We start from the raw sequence: 24,291 nt of genomic DNA on the forward strand, positions 1-24,291 counted from the left end.
ATTGAGAGAAGGACCCTACATTGGCTCCCAAGAAGAAGGTCACCGGCCTCATCAAGCTGCAGATCCAGGCAGGTGCCGCCAACCCGGCCCCGCCGATCGGTCCTGCGCTTGGCCAGCACGGTGTCAACATCATGGAATTCTGCAAGGCGTACAACGCTGCGACGGAAGCCCAGCGCGGCAACGTCATTCCGGTTGAAATCACGGTCTACGAGGACCGCTCGTTCACGTTCATCACCAAGACCCCGCCGGCTGCAGAGCTCATCAAGAAGGCTGCAGGCGTCGCCAAGGGTTCGGCTACCCCGCACACCGTCAAGGTTGCCAAGCTGACCCAGGCCCAGGTCAACGAGATCGCCACCACCAAGATGGAAGACCTCAACGCCACCAGCCTGGAAGGCGCCGCGAAGATCATCGCCGGCACCGCCCGTTCCATGGGTATCACCGTCGAGGGTTAATTCCCCCACCGCTGATGCGCCGGGTTCGGGGAACCGATCACGACGCCGTCAGCACCGCCGGGCGACCGGCACCACCTAAACATAGAAGAGCGGGAACCGGATACACCACCGGGATCCCGACTGTGGCAGGGCCCAGCGCGGTCCGCAGACCACAACTGCACAAGGAGAATAAGCAGCATGGCAAAGCGCAGCAAAGCATATGAGGCAGCCGCCGCCAAGATCGACGCGGAGAAGTTCTACGCGCCGTTCGAGGCAGTGACCCTCGCCAAGGACACCAACCCGTCCAAGTTCGACGCCACCGTTGAGGTCGCGTTCCGCCTCGGCGTCGACCCCCGCAAGGCCGACCAGATGGTCCGCGGCACCGTCAACCTGCCGCACGGCACCGGTAAGGTCGCCCGCGTCCTGGTCTTCGCCACCGGTGACAAGGCTGAAGCCGCCATCGCGGCCGGCGCCGACTTCGTTGGTTCCGACGACCTGATCGAGAAGATCGCCGGCGGCTGGACCGACTTCGACGCCGCCGTCGCCACCCCTGACCTCATGGGCAAGGTTGGCCGCCTCGGTAAGGTCCTCGGCCCGCGCAACCTGATGCCGAACCCGAAGACCGGCACCGTGACCGCTGACGTCGCCAAGGCCGTCAACGACATCAAGGGCGGCAAGATCGACTTCCGCGTCGACAAGCACTCGAACCTGCACTTCATCATCGGCAAGGTTTCCTTCGACGCCGTCAAGCTGGCCGAGAACTACGCCGCTGCCCTGGAAGAGGTTCTCCGCCTCAAGCCGTCCGCTTCCAAGGGCCGCTACATCCAGAAGGCCACCGTCGCCACGACGTTCGGCCCGGGTATCTCGGTTGACCCCGCCGTCACCAAGGTCCTGACCGAGGCCTAAGCCTCCGGCTTAGCCTGAACAGGCAGCGAAAAGACCGTCCCGCGTCAGCGGGGCGGTCTTTTCTGCGTTCCGGGCGGCGGCTAGGCTGTGCCGGTGACTGCCGCGACGTACCGCATCGAGCCCCTTTCCCTGCCCGAGTCCCTTGACGCGCCCGACGCCGCCGAGTTCCTCGAGTTCGGCCGGCTCTGCGACGCCATCACCCAGGAGATATGGGGCAGCATGGACCGCGCGACGGCGGACCGGGCGCGGCTGCGTTTTTGGCAGGACAACGTCTACACCCGGACGCGGATCTTCTTCGTGCGCCTCGACGGGCGGATGGTGGCGAAGTCCTGGGTCCGCTTCGGGCTGCAGGAGAACCTGGGCAGCGCACTCCTGCAGGTCGCCGTGCTGAAGGCCTGCGCCGGCCGCGGAATCGGCCGTGCGCTGCTCGAACACGCTGAAGCGCTGGCAGCCGCCGAGGGCCGCACCGTCCTGAAGAGCTACTCGGAGCACCCGGCGGACTTCGACGCCGACGGCCCGGGCGTGCTCGCACCGCTGACCGGCACCGGTGCGCTGCCGGCGACGGCGCGCGGTGTCCGCTTCGCCACGGCGGCGGGCTACCGGCTGGAACAGGTCGAGCGGTACAGCAGCCTGGACGTCGCCGGCTCAGCCCCGGGACTGGACCGTTTGGAGCGGGATGCGCGGGCCAAGGCAGCAGGCTACGAACTGCTGAGCTGGACGGACCACTGCCCGGACGAGCACGTGGCGCAACTCGCGGTCCTGATGTCGCGGATGAGCACCGATGCGCCGACCGGGGGCCTCAGCTATGAAGAGGAAATCTGGGACACCGCCCGCGTCCGCCATGTCGAGGACACCTGGAAGCGGGCCGGCAACACCTCGCTCGTGACGGCGGCGCGGCACCTGGACAGCGGCGAGCTGGCTGCCTACTCGGTGCTTGAACTGGCGCCCGGCAAACCCTGGCTGGCGGAGCAGGATGACACCCTCGTGGTCGCACCCCACCGCGGTCACCGCTTGGGGATGCTCGTCAAGATCGCCAACCTCCGGCGCCTCGCGGACTACCCGGACGTCCGGCGTGTCACCACGTTCAACGCTGCCGAAAACGACCACATGCTGGCCATCAACGTCGCGCTCGGATTCCGGCCGGCCGGCTGGGACGGGGAGTGGCAGAAGACCGTCAACGCGGGAGGTTCCGCCGCTGCCGACTAGGCTCCGCCTGGTGGCCGGGGACGGCGGAAAACTGACCCTGCCGGGCCATGGAATGCGGGCCCGAACGGGCATATGCTGACGCTTGAAAGCCCGGCGCAAGCGGGGCACTGGGCGGCAGAATGGCTGGGAAGATGCCCGCTATGGCAAACGAGGTACAGGTCGAGCAGCTCTGGGTTCCGGATTCGCTGGACGGACCGGATGCGGCAGACTTCCTTGCCGCCGTCGAAGTGGGGCGCAAGGTCCGGATGCAGACGTGGGGGAGCGATGACCTCGCCTACGCCCCGCTCGAGAAGCTGCTGGAAATGTCGGACCCGTATGAGCGGCAGGTGATCCTGGTGGCCCGGGTCGACGGCGTAATCGTCGGGACCGTGGACATTGCGCTGCCACTCTCGGACCACCTGGACCTCGCCGAATTCACCCTCGACATCCTGCCGGAGTTCCAGGGCCGCGGCGTCGGCCGGCGGCTGCTGGAGGCGGCGGAGCGCTTCGCCCGGGACGAGGGCCGGCGCACCATCCTGATCGACACGAACCATCCCGGCGCGACGCTGGCGGACAGCAGGGCCGGGCAGCTGATCCCCGGCTCCGGCCTCGGCTTCGTTCCGCTGAACAGTCGGGAGGTGGAGTTCGCGCAGCACACCGGCTACACCCTCCAGCACATCGAACAGTTCAGCTCCTGCGCCCTGCCGCTGGACAGCAAGCTCGTCGCCGACCTGCAGGCCGAGGCGGAGGAAGCCAACGCCGGGCGGTACCGGCTGCACCATTGGACGGACCGCTGCCCCGAGCAGTGGCTCGAGGCCGTCGCGGCACTGGAAAACCGGGCCGGCGAGGACGGAATCCCCGGCGCCGACGACGCGGATCTGGTGTTCGACGGCGGTATCCTCCGCGAGGCGGAAGACGTCGCCATCGCGCAAGGCCGCCGGACGGTGGTCACCGCCGTCGAACATATCGCCAGCGGGGCCCTGGTGGGGCTGACCACCATCAGTGTCCTGGCGCTGCGCCCCGACGTCGTTTTCCAGGACGACACCGTTGTCCTGGGCGAGCACCGCGGCAACAAGCTGGGGCTGCTGATCAAGGTGGCCAACATGGAAAGGCTCACCGAACAGTTCCCGGACGCGCGGGTGCTCTACACCTGGAACGCCCCGGAAAACCGCTACCTGCTTACCGTGAACAAGCAGCTCGGCTTCACCACCGCCGGGGTGACGGGCATCTGGCAAAAGGAGCTGCCGGACCTTGGCCCCAGCATCAGCTGAGCCGATTTGGAGCGCACGGGCCTCTTCCCGTAAGCTGGGAGGACCAAAGACCGTCGGTTGTTGGAAATCCACTCTCCCAAGCAAGGCTCACTTCTGCAGCCGCGCCGGGAGAGCCAGTGGATCTCCGGACGAAGGACCCTGAACATAGGGCGGCCGGCGCAGGTGAACGAAGCAAAGCTCCGCGGCACGTCCGCGTTGAGCCAAGCCCCGTGCATCTGCGCGGGGCGTTTTTAGTTTTTAGCTCATCCGAGCGGGGACCCGGACACACCGGCACTATCCCCGGAAGGAGGGTTATGGCAACGCCTACCAAGGTTTCAGCAGTAGCTGAGATCACTAACGATTTCAAGGAATCGAACGCCGCTGTCCTGACCGAATACCGTGGGCTCACCGTTGCACAGCTCAAGCAGCTGCGTGTTTCTCTCGGCCAGGACACCAAGTTCGCGGTCGTCAAGAACACCCTGACCGCCATTGCAGCCAAGGAAGCCGGTGTCGAAGCATTCGACGGCCAGCTTGCCGGCCCCACTGCAATCGCGTTCATCAAGGGTGACGCAGTTGCAGCTGCCAAGAGCCTGACGGATTTTGCCAAGGCCAACAAGCAGCTGGTTATCAAGACCGGTTACTTCGAGGGCAAGGCACTGAACGCCAGCGAAGTTGCTGCCCTGGCAGCACTCGAGTCCCGCGAGCTGCAGCTCGCCAAGGTTGCAGGCATCCTCAAGGCTCCTGCTGCCGCTGCTGCACGCATCATCGACGCCCTGCGCCTCAAGCTTGAAGAAGAGAACGGTGCACCGGCAGCTGCCGAAGCGCCCGCCGCTGAAGAAGCCCCGGCCGCAGAAGCAGCAGAGACCGAAGCTCCGGCCGAAGCCGCAGCCACCGAAGAGAACTAACTCTCTCTTTCAAACCAGACTCCGGTGCGAGGGCAACGGCTCCGGCCGCCAAGCACCACCTATAGGAAGGACGCCACACCATGGCGAAGCTCAGCAACGAAGAGCTCATTGAAGCTTTCAAGGAACTGACCATCATCGAGCTCTCCGAGTTCGTCAAGCTCTTCGAAGAGACCTTCGAAGTTACCGCAGCTGCTGTTGCCGTTGCCGGCCCCGCCGGTGGCGGAGCTGCTGAAGAGGCCGAAGAGAAGACCGACTTCGACGTCGTCCTCGAAGCCGCTGGCGACAAGAAGATCGCAGTGATCAAGGAAGTTCGCGCCATCACCTCCCTCGGCCTCAAGGAAGCCAAGGACCTGGTTGACAGCGCACCGAAGGCAGTCCTCGAAGGCGCCACCAAGGAAGCTGCCGAGAAGGCCAAGGAGCAGCTCGAGGCTGCCGGCGCCACCGTTACCCTCAAGTAACACTCGCAGCTCCGGGAGGCTTCCGGCCTTCCAGCTCCGGGAAACCCCGTCCACTCCGGTGGGCGGGGTTTCCTGCGTTCCGGGGCCGTCGCAGCCATGTGAACCTTCGGTAAACGATTGCCGGCTCTCCTTTTCAGGACGGGGCGGGACCTCTAGACTTTGGCATTGTGCCGACCGGCCGCCAACCCTTCAGGAGCTCACACAATGACCGATCCGAACCCGTCGTTCTCCCGCCGCGCCATGCTCGCCGCGGCCTTCGTCGGCGGCAGCGCCGCCGCCGCAGCGCTCTCGGGCGCCCCCGCCGCCCAGGCCGCACCCGGCAACGCGAAGAAGCAGTTCAACCTGACCGTGCTCGGCACCACCGACCTGCACAACAATGTCTTCAACTGGGACTACTTCAAGGACGTCCCCTACTCGGATAAAGCCGGAAACAAGATCGGCATCGCGCAGGCGTCCAGCCTGATCAAGGCCGTCCGGGCCGAGCGCGGCGCCGCCAACACGCTCACCATTGACTCCGGCGACACCATCCAGGGCACGCCGCTGGCCTACTACTTCGCCAAGGTCAACCCGATCTCCGACACCGTCAAGCACCCCATGGCGCTGGCCATGAACGCCGTCGGCTACGACGCCGTCGGGCTCGGCAACCACGAATTCAACTACGGTATCCCGATGCTGCGGACCTGGGAGAAGCAGCTGGACTTCCCGCTGCTCGGCGCCAACGTGCACGATGCCGTCACCGGCCAGCGCGCCTTCACCCCGTACGTCCTGAAGCGGGTCAGGACCGAGAACGGCTGGGTGACCGTCGGTCTCGTCGGTTTCGTGACCCCCGGCTGCGCCCTCTGGGACCGCGACAACGTCCAGGGCAAGCTCGACTTCAACGGCATTGTTGAGGAGGCCAAGACGGTCATCCCGCAGATGAAGGCTGCCGGAGCCGACGTTATCATCGTCTCCAGCCACTCGGGCGCGACGCCGGGCTCCTCCTACGGCGACGCGCTGCCGTTCGCCGAAAACGCCTCCACCCAGCTCGCCGAGGAAGTCCCGGGGATCGACGCGATCCTGGTCGGACACGCACACCTGGAGATTCCGGAGCGGTTTGTCGCCAACAAGGAAACCGGCCGGCAGGTGCTCCTGACCGAACCGCTGAAGTGGGGCATGCGCGTCGCCGTCATCGACCTGCAGCTGACCAAGGGCGAGGACGGGTGGGCCGTCACCTCGGCGCACTCGCACCTCCTGAACGCCAACACCGCCGATCCGGACCCCGCCGTCGTCAGCGCCGTGCAGGCCGGCCACGAGGCGACGGTGAAGTACGTGAATCAGGTGATCGGCACCTCCACCGCGCCGCTGACCACGGAGACTGCCTGCTGGGGAGACTCGGCCGCGATCGACGCGATCAACTACGTGCAGGCCAGCACCATCAAGGCGGAACTGGCCAACGGCCCCGCCGCCGGGCTCCCGGTGCTCTCCATCGCGGCGGCGTTCTCGCGCTCGGTGGACGTCAAGGCCGGCCCGCTGACCATCCGCGACGTGGCCGGGCTGTACATCTTCGACAACACACTCCTGTCCATCAAGGTCACCGGCGCCCAGGTCAAGGCCTACCTCGAGTGGTCGGCGCAGTACTTCAAGCCGGTGGCCACCACCTCGGCCCGGGCGCAGGACGTCACGAACGCCGCCACCACCCTGGCGCCGAACGGCACGCCGGACTACAACTACGACGTCGTCTACGGCCTGGACGCGCCGCTGAACTACGAGATCGACCTGGCCCGGCCGGTGGGGGACCGGATCATGAACCTGAGCTACGGCGGTTCGCCCGTGCCGGCGGACAAGGAGTTCGCGATGGCGATCAACAACTACCGCCAGAGCGGCGGAGGCAACTTCCCGGGTGTGAAGACGGCACCGGTGCTCTCGAACAGCCAGCAGGAGATCCGCCAGCGGATCATCGACTACGTCGTGGCGCACGGCACCCTCGATGCCGCCGTGTTCAGCCAGAACAACTGGCGGCTCACGGTCAACGGTGCACCCCTGACGGTCACCGCCTGACGCCTGGCCGGCCCTTCGGCCGAAAACAGCAACGCGGGGTCACTTCGCGCCCATCCTTTGGCCTCGGATGGGCCTGAAGTGACCCCGCGTTGCTTTTAACCCGGATGTCTTAGGCGTACGGCCCCGGGTCGGTGATGTCCGCGACGACGGCGCCGAGGGCCGCGGTGAGCGCGTCGGCGTCGACGAAGGCGCTGTAGCCGTGTTCCCCGGCGCCCATCGAGATCCGCCGGCCGGTGATGGTGCTGTCGGCGTACACCGGCCACGCGGTGGTGCTGCCGAGTGGGGTGATGGTGCCGCGCTCGTAGCCGGTTGCCGCGAGGGCGACGTCGGCGGCGGGCAGCGAGAGCTTGTTGACGCCGACCAGCTGGCGGAGCTTGGGCCAGCTGATCTGCCGGTCGCCCGGGACCAGGGCGAACAGGAAGCTGCCGTCCTTGTGCTTGACCACCAGGGATTTCACAATGTCCCCGGGCCTGATGCCGAGGATCGCGGCGGCTTCTTCCAGGCTGTGCGCGGCGAGCCGCTCCACCAGTTCCACCTCAAGGCCGCGCGCGGCGGCGTCGGCGAGGAACCGCTTCCTGCCGGTACTGCCGCCGCGCTCCTGGCCGGATGCAAGCCCGGCCGCCGTCGGGTCGGTCATCAGTCGCGGTACAGCAGCAGGGCCTCGCCCTGGCCGCCGCCGCCGCAGAGCGACACGGCGGCCTTGCCGGCACCGCGCCGCTTCAGCTCGTGGGCCGCGTGCAGGGCAAGCCGTGCCCCGGAGGCGCCGATCGGGTGGCCCAGTGCGATCGCGCCGCCGTGGATGTTGCACTGCTCCAGCGGGTAGTCCAGGTCCTTGAGGGACTGCACGGCCACGGAGCCGAAGGCCTCGTTGATCTCAATGAAGTCCAGGTCCGCGGCGGACCAGCCGGCCTTCTCCAGCGCGTTCTTGATCGCATTGGAGGGCTGGGAGTGCAGCGAGTTGTCCGGTCCGGCGACCTGTCCGGGCTTGCCGACCACGGCCAGGTACTCCAGGCCGTGCTCCTCGGCGAACTTCCGGGACGTGAGGACCAGGGCAGCGGCGCCGTCGGAGAGGGGGGAGGAGTTGCCGGCGGTGATGGTGCCGTCCGTGGCGAAGGCCGCGCGCAGCCCGGCCAGGGAGGCGACGGAGGTGTCCGGGCGGACGCCCTCGTCGGTGCCGACCTGGACCGGGTCGCCCTTGCGCTGCTTGACGCTGATCGGCGCGATTTCGCCGTCGAACACCCCGTCCTTGGCGGCGCGGGCGGCGCGCTGGTGCGAGGCCGCCGCGACCTCGTCCTGGGAGGTCCGGTCAATGCCGAGTGTGACGTTCTTGCTCTCGGTGGACAGGCCCATGGACTGTCCGTCGAAGGCGTCGGTGAGGCCGTCGTGGGCGGCGGCGTCGAGCGCCTGGACCGAGCCGTAGGTCCAGCCCTGCCGGGAGCCGGGGAGCAGGTGCGGGGCCCGGCTCATGGATTCCTGGCCGCCGGCGACCACGACGGTGGCGTCGCCGCTGCGGATCATCCGGGCCGCGTCGATCACGGCGGTCAGGCCGGAGAGGCAGACCTTGTTGATCGTGACCGTCGGAACGTTCCAGCCGATGCCGGCGCCGATGGCGCTCTGCCGGGCCGGGTTCTGGCCGGCCCCGGCCTGCAGCACCTGGCCCATGATGACCGAGTCGACCTGGTCCGGCTTCACTCCGCTGGCGGCCAGTGCCGCCCGGATCGCGTGGGCGCCGAGTTCGACGGCGGTGAAGCTGGCCAGCTGCCCGTTGAGCCGGCCCTGCGGGGTGCGGGCGGCGGCGAGGATGACAACATCATTGTTGTCCGCGGAGTTGCTCATGGTTATCTCTTCCGATCTCTAACGATGTACTCCAAGGTTATCGTGAGCCCCATCACGGAGCCATTCAGCCGGACCGCCCGGGCGGCGACGGCCGTGCTTGCAATCACGCCGCAAGTGGGGTAGACAAGTAGGTTGCTTTGCCGTATCGTAGATATTTGCGTCTTCCCTGTTTACCTTCAGCCTTCATATAGCGGTGGGCTTAGCCTGAGCGCTGCTCCATCAATGTGCCGTCTACAACGTGCACCAGCATGGTCAGCGCGGGTCCCGGGTCATATAGCGGAACCGGACTGGTAGCACTGCGGAGTCACTCCGCAGGGTGCATAACGGGGGAGATCTGAAAACGCCTGAAGGTCTGTGGAAGGATCCCTCTTGGTCGCCTCGAGCACCTCTAATGTAAACAACGCTACCGCTATCAATGCCGACAGCACCGACGGTGCAACCCGCCGGCTCTCCTTCGCAAAGATTCACGAACCGCTTGACGTTCCGAATCTGCTTGCCCTGCAAACGGACAGCTTCGACTGGCTGGTCGGAAACGAACGCTGGCAGGCACGCGTCGCGAAGGCCGTCGAGGAAGGCGACCTCAGTGTCGCCACCACGTCGGGCCTGTCTGACATCTTCGAAGAGATCTCCCCGATCGAGGACTTCCAGGGCACCATGTCCCTGAGCTTCTCCGAGCCGGAGTTCGCTGACCCGAAGTACACCATGGCCGAGTGCAAGGACCGGGACGCTACGTACTCCGCTCCGCTGTACGTCAAGGCCGAATTCATGAACAACAACACGGGCGAAATCAAGCAGCAGACCGTGTTCATGGGTGACTTCCCGCTGATGACCGAGAAGGGCACCTTCGTCGTCAACGGCACCGAGCGTGTCGTCGTGTCCCAGCTGGTCCGTTCCCCGGGCGCCTACTTCGAGCGCACCGCGGACAAGACGAGCGACAAGGACATCTTCACCGCGAAGATCATCCCGTCCCGCGGCGCCTGGTTCGAACTCGAAATCGACAAGCGCGACCAGGTCGGCGTTCGCCTCGACCGCAAGCGCAAGCAGTCCGTCACCGTGCTGCTGAAGGCCCTCGGCTGGACCGAAGGCCAGATTCTCGAGGAATTCGGCCAGTACGACTCCATGCGCGCGACGCTGGAGAAGGACGCCACCGAAACCCGCGAAGACGCCTTGCTGGACATCTACCGGAAGCTGCGACCGGGCGAGCCGCCCACCGTCGAGGCTGCGCAGTCCCTGCTGGACAACCTGTACTTCAACTCCAAGCGCTACGATCTGGCCAAGGTCGGCCGCTACAAGATCAACCGCAAGCTTGGCATCGACCGCTCCCTTGGCGACAAGGAAGCATCCGTGCTGCACGTTGAAGACATCGTTGCCATGATCAAGTTCCTGGTAGCCCTGCACGCCGGTGAGAAGACCCTCACGGGCAAGCGCGACGGCCAGGACCACGAGCTGCGCGTCGAGATCGACGACATCGACCACTTCGGCAACCGCCGCATCCGCGCCGTCGGCGAGCTCATCGAAAACCAGGTCCGTACCGGCCTGTCCCGTATGGAGCGCGTTGTCCGCGAGCGTATGACGACCCAGGACGTCGAGGCCATCACGCCGCAGACCCTGATCAACATCCGCCCCGTCGTGGCTGCGATCAAGGAGTTCTTCGGAACGTCCCAGCTCTCGCAGTTCATGGACCAGAACAACCCGCTCTCGGGTCTGACCCACAAGCGCCGCCTGTCCGCGCTTGGCCCGGGTGGTCTGTCCCGTGACCGTGCCGGCATGGAAGTCCGAGACGTCCACCCGTCCCACTACGGACGTATGTGCCCGATCGAAACCCCTGAAGGCCCGAACATCGGCCTGATCGGTTCGCTGGCATCCTACGGCCGCATCAACCCGTTCGGTTTCATCGAGACCCCGTACCGCCTCGTTTCCGAGGGCGTCGTTTCCGATGAGGTCCAGTACCTCACCGCCGACGACGAGGCCGAGGTCCTGATCGCACAGGCCAACGCCCCGCTCGACGAGAACAAGCGTTTCGCCGAAGAGACCGTCCTGGTCCGTGCCCGCGGTGGTGGAGGCGAGCCCGTGCTGGTTCCCGCCGCCGACGTCGAGTTCATGGACGTCTCCCCGCGCCAGATGGTGTCCGTGGCGACCGCCCTGATCCCGTTCCTCGAACATGACGATGCCAACCGTGCACTCATGGGTGCCAACATGCAGCGCCAGGCTGTGCCGCTGGTCCGCTCCGAGGCGCCGTTCGTCGGCACCGGCATGGAGCGCGCCGCCGCCGTCGACGCCGGTGACGTTGTCATCGCGAAGAAGGCCGGTGTGGTCACCGAGGTTTCCGCCGAACTCGTCATCATGCTCAACGACGACGGCACGGAAACCAACTACCGCATCAACAAGTTCGCCCGCTCCAACCAGGGCAACTGCTACAACCACCGCGTCCTGGTGAACGAAGGCCAGCGCCTGGAAGTCGGCGGCATCATCGCCGACGGCCCGGCAACGGACCAGGGCGAGCTCGCCCTCGGTAAGAACCTGCTCGTGGCATTCATGTCATGGGAAGGCCACAACTTCGAGGATGCGATCATCCTGTCCCAGCGGATCGTGGCCGAGGACGTCCTGTCCTCGATCCACATCGAGGAGCACGAGATCGATGCCCGCGACACCAAGCTTGGTGCCGAGGAAATCACCCGTGACATCCCGAACGTGTCCGAGGAAGTCCTGGCAGGCCTGGACGAGCGCGGCATCATCCACATCGGTGCCGAGGTTGAAGCCGGCGACATCCTGGTCGGCAAGGTCACCCCCAAGGGCGAGACCGAGCTGACCCCGGAAGAGCGCCTGCTGCGCGCCATCTTCGGTGAGAAGTCCCGCGAAGTGCGAGACACCTCCCTGAAGGTGCCGCACGGCGAGTCCGGCACCGTGATCGGTGTCCGCGTCTTCGACCGCGACAACGACGACGAGCTGCCCCCGGGCGTCAACCAGCTGGTCCGCGTCTACGTCGCCGCCAAGCGCAAGATCACCGACGGCGACAAGCTCGCCGGCCGTCACGGCAACAAGGGTGTTATCTCCAAGATCCTCCCCGTGGAGGACATGCCCTTCCTTGCCGACGGCACCCCCGTTGATATCGTCCTGAACCCGCTGGGTGTTCCGGGCCGTATGAACGTCGGCCAGGTGCTCGAAACGCACCTCGGCTGGGTTGCCAAGACCGGCTGGAAGATCGAGGGCGAGCCCGAGTGGGTCAAGCAGCTGCCGAACCTGCCGCGCGAGAGTGGCCAGACCACTGTCGCCACGCCGGTCTTCGACGGTGCGCGTGAAGAAGAAATCACGGGCCTGCTCGACTCCACCAACGTCACCCGCGACGGCGACCGCCTGATCAACTCCTCGGGCAAGACCCGCCTGTTCGACGGCCGCTCCGGCGAGCCGTTCCCGGATCCGATCTCGGTCGGCTACATGTACATCCTGAAGCTCCACCACCTGGTGGACGACAAGATCCACGCGCGCTCCACCGGTCCGTACTCCATGATCACGCAGCAGCCGCTGGGTGGTAAGGCACAGTTCGGTGGCCAGCGCTTCGGTGAAATGGAAGTGTGGGCGCTCGAAGCCTATGGCGCCGCCTACACGCTCCAGGAACTCCTCACGATCAAGTCGGATGATATCCACGGTCGTGTGAAGGTCTACGAAGCCATCGTCAAGGGCGAGAACATCCCGGAGCCGGGCGTTCCTGAGTCCTTCAAGGTCTTGATCAAGGAAATGCAGTCGCTGTGCCTGAACGTGGAAGTTCTTTCCACGGACGGAACCACAATTGAAATGCGTGACTCTGATGACGCAGTCTTCACGGCTGCGGAAGAACTGGGCATCGATCTGTCTCGTGCAGAGCCCAGTTCCGTAGAAGAGGTCTAGCAGGTCGGGGTCCGACGGCGGGTCACCACCCGCCGTCGGACGCCACCTCCCTCTTCCCGTAACCCAAGACTTCAGAATTTAGAGAACAAGAGAGAACAGGGACCATATGTCCAGCGAATCCTCCTTCGGCCTCATGCAGATCGGCCTCGCCACCGCGGAAGACATCCGTGGCTGGTCTTACGGCGAGGTTAAGAAGCCGGAAACCATCAACTACCGCACGCTCAAGCCCGAGAAGGACGGCCTCTTCTGCGAGAAGATCTTCGGCCCGTCCCGCGACTGGGAATGCTACTGCGGCAAGTACAAGCGCGTGCGCTTCAAGGGCATCATCTGCGAGCGGTGTGGCGTTGAGGTCACCCGCGCCAAGGTCCGCCGTGAGCGCATGGGCCACATCGAGCTGGCCGCCCCGGTCACGCACATCTGGTACTTCAAGGGTGTCCCGTCCCGCCTGGGCTACCTCCTTGACCTGGCTCCGAAGGACCTTGAAAAGGTCATCTACTTCGCCGCCTACATGATCACCAGCGTCGACGCCGATGCCCGCCGCGAGGAACTGCCCAACCTCCAGGTTGAGCACGACATCGAGAAGAAGCAGCTGATCGACAACCGCGACTCCGACATCGCCACGATCGCCCGCGACCTCGAAAACGAGATCGCGCGCCTCGAGGGTGAAGGCGCCAAGGCTGCCGACAAGAAGAAGGCCCGCGACTCCGCCGACCGCCAGATGGCCAACGTCCGCAAGCGCGCGGACGCCGAGATCGAGCGCCTCGAGCAGGTCTGGGACCGCTTCAAGAACCTCAAGGTCGCCGACCTCGAGGGTGACGAGGGCCTGTACCGCGAGCTGCGTGACCGCTACGGCATGTACTTCGAAGGCTCCATGGGCGCCGAGGCCATCAAGAAGCGTCTTGAGGGCTTCGACATGCAGGCCGAGTCCGACCTGCTGCGCGACATCATCGCCAACGGCAAGGGCCAGCGCAAGACGCGCGCCCTGAAGCGGCTCAAGGTGGTCAACGCGTTCCTGACGACCAACAACAGCCCGCTCGGCATGGTGCTGGACGCCGTCCCGGTGATCCCGCCGGAACTGCGCCCGATGGTCCAGCTGGACGGCGGCCGCTTCGCGACCTCCGACCTCAACGACCTGTACCGCCGCGTGATCAACCGCAACAACCGCCTCAAGCGCCTGCTTGACCTCGGTGCCCCGGAGATCATCGTCAACAACGAGAAGCGCATGCTTCAGGAAGCCGTTGACAGCCTGTTCGACAATGGCCGCCGCGGCCGTCCGGTCACCGGACCGGGCAACCGCCCGCTGAAGTCCCTGTCCGACATGCTCAAGGGCAAGCAGGGTCGTTTCCGCCAGAACCTCCTTGGTAAGCGCGTTGACTACTCCGGCCGTTCGGTCATCGTCGTCGGCCCGCAGCTGAAGCTGCACCAGTGTGGTCTGCCCAAGCAGATGGCCCTGGAGCTCTTCAAGCCGTTCGTGATGAAGCGCCTGGTTGACCTCAACCACGCGCAGAACATCAAGTCGGCCAAGCGCATGGTCGAGCGTTACCGCCCGCAGGTCTGGGACGTGCTCGAAGAGATCATCACCGAGCACCCGGTGCTGCTGAACCGTGCACCTACCCTGCACCGTCTCGGCATCCAGGCGTTCGAGCCGCAGCTGGTCGAAGGCAAGGCAATCCAGCTCCACCCGCTGGTCTGTGGCGCCTTCAACGCCGACTTCGACGGCGACCAGATGGCAGTCCACCTGCCGCTGAGCCCCGAAGCCCAGGCCGAGGCCCGGATCCTGATGCTGTCCTCGAACAACATCCTGAAGCCGTCCGACGGACGCCCGGTGACGCTGCCCTCGCAGGATATGATCATCGGCCTCTACCACCTGACCACCAAGCGTGTCGGTTCAGCTGGCGAAGGCCGGATCTTCTCCTCCGTCTCGGAAGCCATCATGGCGTTCGACCTGCACGAGCTGCACCTGAACTCCAAGGTCAAGATCCGGCTCGAGGACTTCGTCCCCTACGCCGGCTGGGAAGCTCCCGAAGGCTGGGAGCCGGGTCAGACCACGCTGGTCGAAACCTCCCTGGGCCAGGTCATCTTCAACCAGACGCTGCCCGCGGACTACCCGTGGGTGGAGGCTGTTGCCGACAAGGGTGAGCTCTCCCGGATCGTCAACGACCTCGCCGAGCGTTACCCGAAGGTCGTCACGGCGGCAACGCTGGACAACCTGAAGGATGCCGGTTTCTACTGGGCAACCCGCTCGGGCGTCACGGTCGCCATCTCCGACATCGAGGTCCCGGCCTCCAAGCCGGAGCTCCTTGCCGGCTACGAGACCATGGCCGCGAAGATCCAGGGCCAGTACGACAAGGGCCTGATCGACGACGACGAGCGTCGCCAGGAACTGATCGAGATCTGGAACAAGGCAACCAACGAGATCGCCCAGGCGATGCGTGACAGCCTGTCGCCGATGAACACCATCAACCGCATGGTGTCCTCCGGTGCCCGTGGTAACTGGATGCAGGTCCGTCAGATCGCGGGTATCCGTGGCCTGGTGGCCAACCCGAAGGGTGAGATCATCCCGCGTCCGATCAAGTCCTCCTACCGCGAGGGCCTGTCGGTGCTGGAATACTTCATCGCCACGCACGGTGCCCGTAAGGGGCTGGCCGATACCGCGCTGCGTACCGCCAACTCGGGTTACCTGACCCGTCGTCTGGTGGACGTGTCGCAGGACGTCATCGTCCGTGAAGAGGACTGCGGCACCGAACGTGGCCTCGTCACCCCGATCGCTGTGGCTGACGCCAACGGCGAGCTGGTCCTGGACGAGAATGTCGAGAACAGCGCCTACGCCCGCACCCTGGCCGTGGACGTCGTTGACGCCAAGGGCAAGGTCCTGGCAGCGGCCGGTACTGACTGCGGCGACGTCGTCATTGCCGAACTGTTCGCGGCCGGCATCACCGAGGTCAAGGTCCGCTCTGTGCTCACCTGTGAGTCCAGCGTCGGCACCTGCGCCCTGTGCTACGGCCGTTCGCTGGCCACCGGCAAGACCGTGGACATCGGCGAGGCCGTCGGCATCATCGCCGCGCAGTCCATCGGTGAGCCCGGTACCCAGCTGACCATGCGTACCTTCCACACCGGTGGTGCTGTCTCCGCCGGCGGTGGCGACGACATCACCCAGGGTCTGCCCCGTATCCAGGAGCTCTTCGAAGCCCGCACTCCGAAGGGTGTGGCGCCGATTGCGGAAGCAGCCGGCCGCATCGCCATCGAAGAGTCCGAGCGTCAGATGCGCCTGGTCATCACCCCGGATGACGGATCCGAAGAGATCGCCTACCCGGTGCTGCGCCGTTCACGTCTTCTCATCGAAGACGGCGAGCACGTCAGCGTTGGCCAGAAGCTCATCAACGGTCCGGTCGACCCCAAGCAGGTGCTGCGCATCATGGGCCCCCGGGCCGCGCAGAAGTTCCTGGTGGACGAAGTCCAGGGCGTGTACCGCAGCCAGGGCATTGGTATCCACGACAAGCACGTCGAGGTTATCGTCCGCCAGATGCTGCGCCGCGTCACGGTCATCGAGTCCGGCGAATCGGACCTGCTGCCCGGCGAGCTCGCCGAGCGCAGCCGCTTCGAGGACGCCAACCGCCGCGTTGTATCCGAGGGCAAGACGCCGGCCTCCGGCCGTCCCGAGCTCATGGGTATCACCAAGGCGTCCCTGGCGACCGAGTCCTGGCTGTCGGCAGCTTCCTTCCAGGAGACCACCCGCGTCCTGACGCAGGCGGCCATGGAAGGCAAGAGCGACCCGCTGCTGGGCCTCAAGGAGAACGTCATCATCGGTAAGCTCATCCCGGCCGGCACGGGTCTCCCGCGCTACACCGAGGTCACGGTGGAACCGACTGAAGAAGCGAAGGCCAACCTGTTCACCGGCCCGAGCGCGTTCAGCGACTTCTCCTACGATTCCCTGGGCGGCGACGGAGCTCCTGAGTTCCACGCCATCCCGCTGGATGACTACGACCTGGGCAGCGACTTCCGCTAGCGGATAGCGTTCCCAAGGATGGTCCCGCACCGCAAGGTGCGGGACCATTCCCGTTTAACATGGGAGTGGTCGACGTCGGAGGGCCGCAGTTTCCCGCCGATTAAGGGCTGGGGACCGTCCGTGTTAGACTGGAGACTAATTGTTATTGTGGCAGTGGATGAGTGCGCCGGTTGCAGCCGAGAGGCTGGACCAGGACGACGTTTCCGGTTTGCAGGGTTCTTGTGCAACGTATGCCACATTTTCGCATGCCTAGGGGCCATTCAGGATGAAAGTCCGGAGCCCCGGCGTGCGGTCCGACTATTAAGGCTTCGCCTCAGCTGCTCTGGAGAGAACTTCAAAGCTCGAGCGGCGGGGCGCAGCGACAAGAGAGCGGCTGCCAACGGCCGCTCCGGATAAAACGGAGAACACGAGAGTGCCTACGATTAACCAGCTGGTCCGCAAGGGCCGCACGCCTAAGGTCAAGAAGACCAAGGCTCCCGCGCTTAACGGCAGCCCGATGCGCCGCGGTGTTTGCACCCGCGTGTACACCACGACCCCGAAGAAGCCGAACTCGGCTCTGCGTAAGGTTGCGCGTGTGCGCCTCAACGGCGGCGTTGAAGTCACCGCCTACATCCCCGGTGTTGGCCACAACCTGCAGGAGCACTCCATTGTGCTCGTCCGTGGCGGCCGTGTTAAGGACCTCCCGGGTGTCCGTTACAAGATCGTCCGTGGCGCCCTCGATACCCAGGGTGTGAAGAACCGTAAGCAGGCACGCAGCCGCTACGGCGCAAAGATGGAGAAGAAGTAATATGCCTCGCAAGGGTCCGGCCCCCAAGCGGCCGCTAGTACTAGATCCCGTTTACGGCTCCCCGCTGGTCACGCAGCTGATCAACAAGGTGCTGGTTGACGGCAAGAAGTCCACCGCAGAGCGCATCGTCTACGGTGCACTCGAAGGCGCACGCGCCAAGTCCGGCGGCGACCCGGTTGCAGCCCTCAAGAAGGCCATGGACAACGTCAAGCCTTCCCTCGAGGTCCGCTCCCGCCGCGTCGGTGGCGCCACGTACCAGGTTCCCGTCGAGGTCAAGCCGGGCCGTTCCACGGCCCTCGCCCTCCGCTGGCTGGTCGGCTACTCCAAGGCCCGCCGCGAAAAGACGATGACCGAGCGCCTCCAGAACGAAATCCTGGATGCCTCGAACGGTCTCGGAGCCGCTGTGAAGCGTCGCGAAGACACCCACAAGATGGCCGAGTCCAACAAGGCCTTCGCTCACTACCGCTGGTAATACTTCCCGGACGCCGCCGGCTCACCCGAGTCGGCGGCGAACGTGCAGTCCATCCGAAAGGGAGACACCGTGGCACAGGACGTGCTTACCGACCTTAGCAAGGTCCGCAATATCGGCATCATGGCCCACATCGATGCCGGCAAGACCACTACTACCGAGCGCATCCTGTTCTACACGGGTGTGAACCACAAGATCGGCGAAACGCACGACGGCGCGTCGACCACTGACTGGATGGAACAGGAAAAGGAACGCGGCATCACCATCACGTCTGCCGCCGTGACCTGCTTCTGGGAAAACAACCAGATCAACATCATTGACACCCCCGGCCACGTTGACTTCACGGTTGAGGTTGAGCGCTCCCTGCGCGTCCTCGACGGTGCCGTCGCCGTGTTCGACGGCAAGGAAGGTGTGGAGCCGCAGTCCGAGACTGTGTGGCGCCAGGCCGACAAGTACAACGTGCCCCGCATCTGCTTCGTCAACAAGATGGACAAGCTCGGCGCTGACTTCTACTTCACCGTCGACACCATCGTCAGCCGCCTCGGTGCCAAGCCGCTCGTCATGCAGCTGCCGATCGGCGCCGAGAACGACTTCATCGGCGTCGTCGACCTGCTTTACATGCGCTCACTGGTCTGGCCCGGCGACTCCAAGGGTGACGTCACCATGGGTGCCAAGTACGAGATCCAGGAGATCCCGGCTGACCTCAAGGAAAAGGCCGAAGAGTACCGCGCAACGCTCGTTGAGACCGTTGCGGAGTCCTCCGAAGAGCTCATGGAGAAGTACCTCGAAGGCGAAGAGATCTCGATCGACGAGCTCAAGGCCGGCATCCGCAAGATGACGATCAACTCCGAGCTCTACCCGGTCTTCTGTGGCTCCGCGTTCAAGAACCGCGGCGTGCAGCCGATGCTCGACGCCGTCGTGGACTACCTGCCGAACCCGCTCGACGTCCCCCCGATGATCGGTCACGATCCTCGCGACGAAGAGAAGGAACTGACCCGTAAGCCTTCCGCTGACGAGCCGTTCTCCGCACTGGCGTTCAAGATCGCCGCGCACCCCTTCTTCGGCCAGCTCACCTTCATCCGCGTGTACTCCGGTCACGTGGAAGCAGGCGCACAGGTGGTCAACTCCACCAAGGGCAAGAAGGAGCGCATCGGCAAGCTGTTCCAGATGCACGCCAACAAGGAAATGCCGGTGGACGGCGCTACCGCAGGCCACATCTACGCAGCGATCGGTCTCAAGGACACCACCACGGGCGACACCCTGTGCGATTCGTCCAACCAGATCGTCCTCGAGTCCATGAGCTTCCCGGAGCCCGTGATCTCGGTTGCAATCGAGCCGAACACCAAGGGTGACCAGGAGAAGCTCTCCACGGCCATCCAGAAGCTCTCCGCTGAGGACCCGACCTTCCAGGTCTCCCTCAACGAAGACACCGGCCAGACCATCATCGCCGGCATGGGCGAGCTCCACCTGGACATCCTGGTGGACCGCATGCGCCGCGAATTCAAGGTCGAGGCAAATGTGGGCAAGCCCCAGGTTGCCTACCGCGAAACCATCAAGCGTGCTGTGGAGCGTCACGACTACACGCACAAGAAGCAGACCGGTGGTTCGGGCCAGTTCGCAAAGATCCAGATCGCGATCGAGCCGCTGGACACGTCCGAAGGCGAGATGTACGAGTTCGAGAACAAGGTCACCGGTGGCCGCGTTCCGCGCGAATACATCCCTTCGGTTGACGCTGGTATCCAGGATGCGCTGAACGACGGCGTCCTGGCCGGCTACCCGGTTGTCGGCATCAAGGCCACGCTGATTGACGGCGCGTACCACGATGTTGACTCCTCGGAAATGGCGTTCAAGATCGCCGGCCGTATGGCTTTCAAGGAAGCTGCACGCAAGGCGAACCCTGTCCTGCTCGAACCGCTGATGGATGTCGAGGTCCGCACCCCTGAGGAATACATGGGTGAAGTTATCGGTGACCTCAACTCCCGCCGTGGCCAGATGCAGTCCATGGAAGATGCCCAGGGCGTCAAGGTCATCCGCGCGCACGTTCCGCTGTCCGGCATGTTCGGTTACATCGGCGACCTGCGTTCGAAGACCCAGGGCCGCGCTGTGTACTCCATGACGTTCAACAGCTACGCGGAGGTCCCGAAGGCAGTTGCCGACGAGATCATCCAGAAGAGCCGCGGCGAGTAGTCCTCCGGGACTCCACGCAGCAGCGACGAAAAACTCGGGTGCGGTTCCTGAACAGGGGATCCACCTGGTGCTGGCGGCCGGTTCCCGGTCGGATGCAATCCGGTCAAACCGGCCGCCAGCACGAACAGGCACTAGGCACTAGTATTAGTTCCTGAATCTGCAATTTCACCAATCCAAAGCCCCCCAAGTAGACTTGCTGGAGTTTCGGCCGCGACAAGCGCGGACGAAGGGTAAGTCATTTGAAAACGTTCTAGGAGGAACCTGTGGCAAAGGCAAAGTTCGAGCGGACTAAGCCGCACGTTAACATCGGTACCATTGGTCACGTTGACCACGGTAAGACGACGCTGACGGCCGCCATTTCCAAGGTGCTGTACGACAAGTACCCGACTCTCAACGAGAAGCGTGACTTCGCGTCGATTGACTCTGCTCCCGAAGAGCGTCAGCGCGGCATTACCATCAACATCTCCCACGTTGAGTACCAGACCGAGAAGCGCCACTACGCACACGTAGACGCTCCGGGTCACGCTGACTACATCAAGAACATGATCACCGGTGCTGCTCAGATGGACGGCGCAATCCTCGTGGTTGCCGCTACTGACGGCCCGATGGCTCAGACCCGTGAGCACGTTCTGCTCGCCCGCCAGGTTGGTGTTCCCTACCTGCTGGTCGCGCTGAACAAGGCTGACATGGTTGACGACGAGGAACTCCTCGACCTCGTCGAAATGGAAGTTCGTGAGCTGCTCAGCTCGCAGGGCTTCGATGGCGACGAAGCTCCGGTCATCCGCGTTTCGGGCCTGAAGGCCCTGGAAGGCGACCCGGAGTGGGTCAAGTCCATCGAGGACCTCATGGAAGCCGTCGACGAGTCCGTTCCGGACCCGGTACGTGACCGTGACAAGCCCTTCCTGATGCCGATCGAAGACGTCTTCACGATCACCGGCCGTGGCACCGTTGTTACCGGCCGCGCCGAGCGTGGAACCCTCGCCATCAACTCCGAGGTCGAGATCGTCGGCATCCGCCCGGTCCAGAAGACCACGGTTACCGGTATCGAGATGTTCCACAAGCAGCTGGACGAAGCATGGGCCGGCGAGAACTGTGGCCTGCTGCTCCGCGGTCTGAAGCGCGACGATGTCGAGCGTGGCCAGGTTGTCGTCAAGCCGGGTTCCATCACCCCGCACACCGACTTCGAGGCCAACGTCTACATCCTCTCCAAGGACGAAGGCGGACGTCACAACCCGTTCTACTCCAACTACCGCCCGCAGTTCTACTTCCGCACCACGGACGTAACCGGCGTTATCACCCTGCCGGAAGGCACGGAAATGGTTATGCCCGGCGACAACACTGAGATGACCGTTGCGCTCATCCAGCCGATCGCAATGGAAGAGGGCCTCGGCTTCGCAATCCGCGAAGGCGGCCGCACCGTTGGTTCGGGACGCGTCACCAAGATCATCAAGTAATTACTTGCTGATCCGAGCTTGATACCGACCGGCCGGGCCGTCTGACGGCCGCCGGAAGGTAGGAACAGCCCCGCTGCACTGCAGCGGGGCTGTTCTGTTTAACACCCTGCTACGGTTGCCGAAGAAGAGTTCGCCAGATAGAAGGGAGTCCGCCGTGGAATGGATCATTTTCCTCGCGGTCGTTGTTGCCGTCGTCGCGGCAGGCCTGTGGGTCAAGAAGCATTTCCGGCACGAGATCGAGCGCGCGAAGCGCATCAACCGCGCCAACAAGAACCGGTAGCCCTGGGGCGCCAGCCGGGTCAGGCCCGCCTGGCCCGGCCGAGCGACTGGTACCAGTAGAAGGATTCCTTGGGGGTCCGCTCCTGGGTCTCGAAGTCGACGTGCACCAGGCCGAAGCGCTGGGAGTAGCCGGCGGCCCATTCGAAGTTATCCATCAGGGTCCAGACGTAGTAGCCGAGAAGCTCGACGTCATCGGCAATACCGCCGGGCGCGGTGGCGGCCAGGGCGTGGCCCAGATGGTCGGACAGGTAGTCGATCCGGCCGGTGTCCGCGATCGGCCCGTCCACGTGGTCCGGTTCGGGGAAGCTGGCCCCGCTCTCCGTGATGTACAGCGGCGGCAGCGCCGCGCCGTAGCGGTCCTTCATCTCGCGCAGCAGGGGGCCCAGGTGGTCCGGGGCAACGGGCCAGCCGAAGCCCGTGGTTCCGTACTCCGGGAACGCGGCCATGTGGAACGGCAGCCGCACCATCGCGTCCGCGGGGCCCACCGGGCTGTCCGCGGGCCCGCGGCCGGTGGCCACCTTCACCGGGTAATAGTAGTTCAGGCCGTAGAAGTCCAGCGGCTGGTGGATGTTGCGCAGGTCCGCGTCGGAGATCCTGCCGAGGGAACGGAACCACGGGCGGGCCAGCAGCGGCGGCTTCGGGTAGCTCCCCAGCAGGATCGGGTCCGCGTAGATTCGGTTCAGTGCCAGGTCGAACACCTTCGCCAGCAGCCGGTCGCTGACGGAGCCGGACGCCGGGCGAACGGGGGAGTGCAGGTTGGTGACGCCGACGGCGCCGCTGACGCCGGCGGCCCGCAACGCCTGCACCGCGAGGCCGTGGGCCAGGAGCTGGTGGTGCACCGAGGGCAGCGCGTCGAAGAGCAGGTCGTGGCCGGGGGCATGGACGCCGAGGGCGTAGCCGTTGAGCGTGACCGAGGCGGGTTCGTTCAGGGTCACCCACTGGGTCACCCGGTCGCCGAAGCGGGCGCCGGCCGCGGCGCTGTACTCGGCGAAGCGCTCCGCCGTCGTTCGGTTCATCCAGCCGCCCCGGTGTTCGAGCGGAAGCGGGGTGTCCCAGTGGTACAGGGTCGCCATCGGGGAGATGCCGGCCTCGAGGAGCCGGTCAATGAGCCGGTCGTAGAAATCGAGGCCCTCGGCGTTGAAGCGACCGGTGCCGTCCGGCTGGATCCTCGGCCACGAGATCGAGAACCGGTAGGAATCGATGCCGAGGTCGCGCATCAGCCGGACGTCTTCGTCCGAGCGGTTGTAGTGGTCGCAGGCGACGGCGGGGGAGTGGCCGTCCTGGATGCTGCCGGGCTTCTCGGCAAAGGCGTCCCAGCCCGACGGGCCGCGGCCGCCCGCCGCAAGGCCGCCCTCGATCTGGAAGGCGGCGGAGGCAACCCCCAGCATAAAGCCGGGCCGCAGCTTCGCGGCGAGATCCTGGACTGCTGACGAATCCTGCACGGTCATGCCCCCTATCTTCGTATCGACCGTTGCTGAAGGCAATGACCCGGGACGCTGCCCGTGCCCGGGCAAGGGTGCCCGGCACGGTGCCGCCCCGGGGTTCCGGGCGGCGTCGACGGGCACTGATTCGCTTCTGCCGATTAATTCCGGCATACTAGATGAGTTGTTCAAGCGCTCTTTCGCGTCCCGATCCGGATAATGCCGGGTGTCAGGGTCCAGGTAAGAGCCCAAACATAACCCACTTCCCAAGGAATTGCGGACGAGTACGCGTGCAAAGCGCGACACGCCCGACCGCGGGGGTCGGTTGCGCCGGCAGGTTGAGGAACCCGGATTCATCCGGATTCAGCTTGTGCGGCGGGTGGTAGTTACGACTTCAAATGCTTCGGCAGCCATACAACGAGTAAGTGAACAGGGCAGCCCTAATCAGGGGAAGCACAGACTGAAAGAGAGTCAGGCGACATGGCGGGACAAAAAATCCGCATCCGGCTGAAGTCATACGACCACGAGGTCATTGACGTTTCAGCACGGAAGATCGTTGAGACGGTCACGCGCGCAGGCGCAACTGTAGTCGGCCCCGTGCCGCTGCCGACGGAGAAGAACGTTTACTGCGTAATCCGCTCTCCGCACAAGTACAAGGACAGCCGCGAGCACTTTGAAATGCGCACGCACAAGCGTCTTATCGACATCATCGATCCCACGCCCAAGGCTGTTGATTCGCTCATGCGTCTCGACCTGCCGGCCGACGTGAACATCGAAATCAAGCTGTAGGGAGGT

Annotated in this window: 18 protein-coding genes; 15 read left to right on the forward strand and 3 right to left on the reverse strand. The window is 64.9% G+C overall.

The window, feature by feature from the left end:
- Positions 1 to 20: 20 nt before the first annotated feature.
- The 7 genes from rplK to AC6I9V_RS12110 all read left to right on the forward strand — a co-directional run bounded on the left by rplK (position 21) and on the right by AC6I9V_RS12110 (position 7,172).
- Complete coding sequence (rplK, locus tag AC6I9V_RS12080; protein WP_018773647.1) at positions 21 to 452, forward strand: 50S ribosomal protein L11; 432 nt, start codon at positions 21 to 23, stop codon at positions 450 to 452.
- Between the two features lie 177 nt (positions 453 to 629).
- Positions 630 to 1,337: a 50S ribosomal protein L1 gene (gene rplA, locus AC6I9V_RS12085; protein ID WP_146336856.1), complete on the forward strand. Its 708-nt coding sequence runs from the start codon at positions 630 to 632 to the stop codon at positions 1,335 to 1,337.
- A 93-nt stretch (positions 1,338 to 1,430) separates the two neighbouring features.
- Positions 1,431 to 2,543 (forward strand): GNAT family N-acetyltransferase, encoded by a 1,113-nt coding sequence (locus tag AC6I9V_RS12090; RefSeq protein ID WP_497899613.1) that lies wholly within the window; start codon positions 1,431 to 1,433, stop codon positions 2,541 to 2,543.
- Positions 2,544 to 2,683: 140 nt separating this feature from the next.
- Positions 2,684 to 3,793: a GNAT family N-acetyltransferase gene (locus tag AC6I9V_RS12095; protein ID WP_349412219.1), complete on the forward strand. Its 1,110-nt coding sequence runs from the start codon at positions 2,684 to 2,686 to the stop codon at positions 3,791 to 3,793.
- A gap of 293 nt (positions 3,794 to 4,086) precedes the next feature.
- Positions 4,087 to 4,677 (forward strand): 50S ribosomal protein L10, encoded by a 591-nt coding sequence (rplJ, locus tag AC6I9V_RS12100; RefSeq protein WP_138768559.1) that lies wholly within the window; start codon positions 4,087 to 4,089, stop codon positions 4,675 to 4,677.
- An 80-nt stretch (positions 4,678 to 4,757) separates the two neighbouring features.
- Positions 4,758 to 5,135, forward strand: coding sequence for a 50S ribosomal protein L7/L12 (gene rplL / locus AC6I9V_RS12105; protein ID WP_066436823.1), 378 nt, complete (start codon positions 4,758 to 4,760; stop codon positions 5,133 to 5,135).
- A 204-nt stretch (positions 5,136 to 5,339) separates the two neighbouring features.
- Positions 5,340 to 7,172 carry a 5'-nucleotidase C-terminal domain-containing protein gene (locus AC6I9V_RS12110; protein ID WP_497899614.1) on the forward strand — a complete coding sequence of 611 codons (1,833 nt, stop codon included), beginning with the start codon at positions 5,340 to 5,342 and terminating at the stop codon, positions 7,170 to 7,172.
- 109 nt (positions 7,173 to 7,281) lie between these two features.
- Here AC6I9V_RS12110 and AC6I9V_RS12115 read toward each other — a convergent pair whose 3' ends face one another.
- Together AC6I9V_RS12115 and AC6I9V_RS12120 are read right to left on the reverse strand one after the other, a co-directional pair.
- Positions 7,282 to 7,809, reverse strand: a complete 528-nt coding sequence (locus AC6I9V_RS12115) for an aminoacyl-tRNA deacylase (RefSeq protein WP_497899615.1) — start codon at positions 7,807 to 7,809, stop codon at positions 7,282 to 7,284.
- Positions 7,809 to 9,008, reverse strand: coding sequence for an acetyl-CoA C-acetyltransferase (locus AC6I9V_RS12120; protein ID WP_349412216.1), 1,200 nt, complete (start codon positions 9,006 to 9,008; stop codon positions 7,809 to 7,811). The genes AC6I9V_RS12115 and AC6I9V_RS12120 overlap by 1 nt, the downstream gene beginning before the upstream one ends.
- Positions 9,009 to 9,377: 369 nt before the next feature.
- Between AC6I9V_RS12120 and rpoB the strand changes: the two genes are divergently transcribed.
- The 7 genes from rpoB to AC6I9V_RS12155 all read left to right on the forward strand — a co-directional run bounded on the left by rpoB (position 9,378) and on the right by AC6I9V_RS12155 (position 22,076).
- The gene (rpoB, locus tag AC6I9V_RS12125; RefSeq protein WP_349412215.1) at positions 9,378 to 12,893 is read left to right on the forward strand and encodes a DNA-directed RNA polymerase subunit beta; all 3,516 of its coding nucleotides are present in this window, start codon (positions 9,378 to 9,380) and stop codon (positions 12,891 to 12,893) included.
- A gap of 106 nt (positions 12,894 to 12,999) precedes the next feature.
- Positions 13,000 to 16,899 (forward strand): DNA-directed RNA polymerase subunit beta', encoded by a 3,900-nt coding sequence (locus AC6I9V_RS12130; protein WP_497899616.1) that lies wholly within the window; start codon positions 13,000 to 13,002, stop codon positions 16,897 to 16,899.
- 412 nt (positions 16,900 to 17,311) lie between these two features.
- Positions 17,312 to 17,686 carry a 30S ribosomal protein S12 gene (gene rpsL, locus AC6I9V_RS12135; protein WP_011692814.1) on the forward strand — a complete coding sequence of 125 codons (375 nt, stop codon included), beginning with the start codon at positions 17,312 to 17,314 and terminating at the stop codon, positions 17,684 to 17,686.
- 1 nt (position 17,687) lies between these two features.
- The gene (gene rpsG / locus AC6I9V_RS12140) at positions 17,688 to 18,158 is read left to right on the forward strand and encodes a 30S ribosomal protein S7 (RefSeq protein WP_026531948.1); all 471 of its coding nucleotides are present in this window, start codon (positions 17,688 to 17,690) and stop codon (positions 18,156 to 18,158) included.
- Positions 18,159 to 18,227: 69 nt separating this feature from the next.
- Positions 18,228 to 20,342: an elongation factor G gene (gene fusA / locus AC6I9V_RS12145; RefSeq protein WP_349413020.1), complete on the forward strand. Its 2,115-nt coding sequence runs from the start codon at positions 18,228 to 18,230 to the stop codon at positions 20,340 to 20,342.
- Between the two features lie 263 nt (positions 20,343 to 20,605).
- Positions 20,606 to 21,796 (forward strand): elongation factor Tu, encoded by a 1,191-nt coding sequence (gene tuf / locus AC6I9V_RS12150; protein ID WP_349413019.1) that lies wholly within the window; start codon positions 20,606 to 20,608, stop codon positions 21,794 to 21,796.
- Positions 21,797 to 21,950: 154 nt separating this feature from the next.
- Positions 21,951 to 22,076, forward strand: a complete 126-nt coding sequence (locus tag AC6I9V_RS12155; protein WP_349413018.1) for a hypothetical protein — start codon at positions 21,951 to 21,953, stop codon at positions 22,074 to 22,076.
- A gap of 19 nt (positions 22,077 to 22,095) precedes the next feature.
- Here AC6I9V_RS12155 and AC6I9V_RS12160 read toward each other — a convergent pair whose 3' ends face one another.
- The gene (locus AC6I9V_RS12160; RefSeq protein ID WP_497899617.1) at positions 22,096 to 23,523 is read right to left on the reverse strand and encodes a GH1 family beta-glucosidase; all 1,428 of its coding nucleotides are present in this window, start codon (positions 23,521 to 23,523) and stop codon (positions 22,096 to 22,098) included.
- Positions 23,524 to 23,976: 453 nt separating this feature from the next.
- On the opposite strand from AC6I9V_RS12160, the gene rpsJ reads away from it, so the two are divergent.
- Positions 23,977 to 24,285 carry a 30S ribosomal protein S10 gene (rpsJ, locus tag AC6I9V_RS12165; protein WP_003803825.1) on the forward strand — a complete coding sequence of 103 codons (309 nt, stop codon included), beginning with the start codon at positions 23,977 to 23,979 and terminating at the stop codon, positions 24,283 to 24,285.
- Positions 24,286 to 24,291 lie beyond the last annotated feature (6 nt).

The sequence above is a fragment of the Arthrobacter sp. SlRoot2-15 genome, from assembly GCF_059739345.1.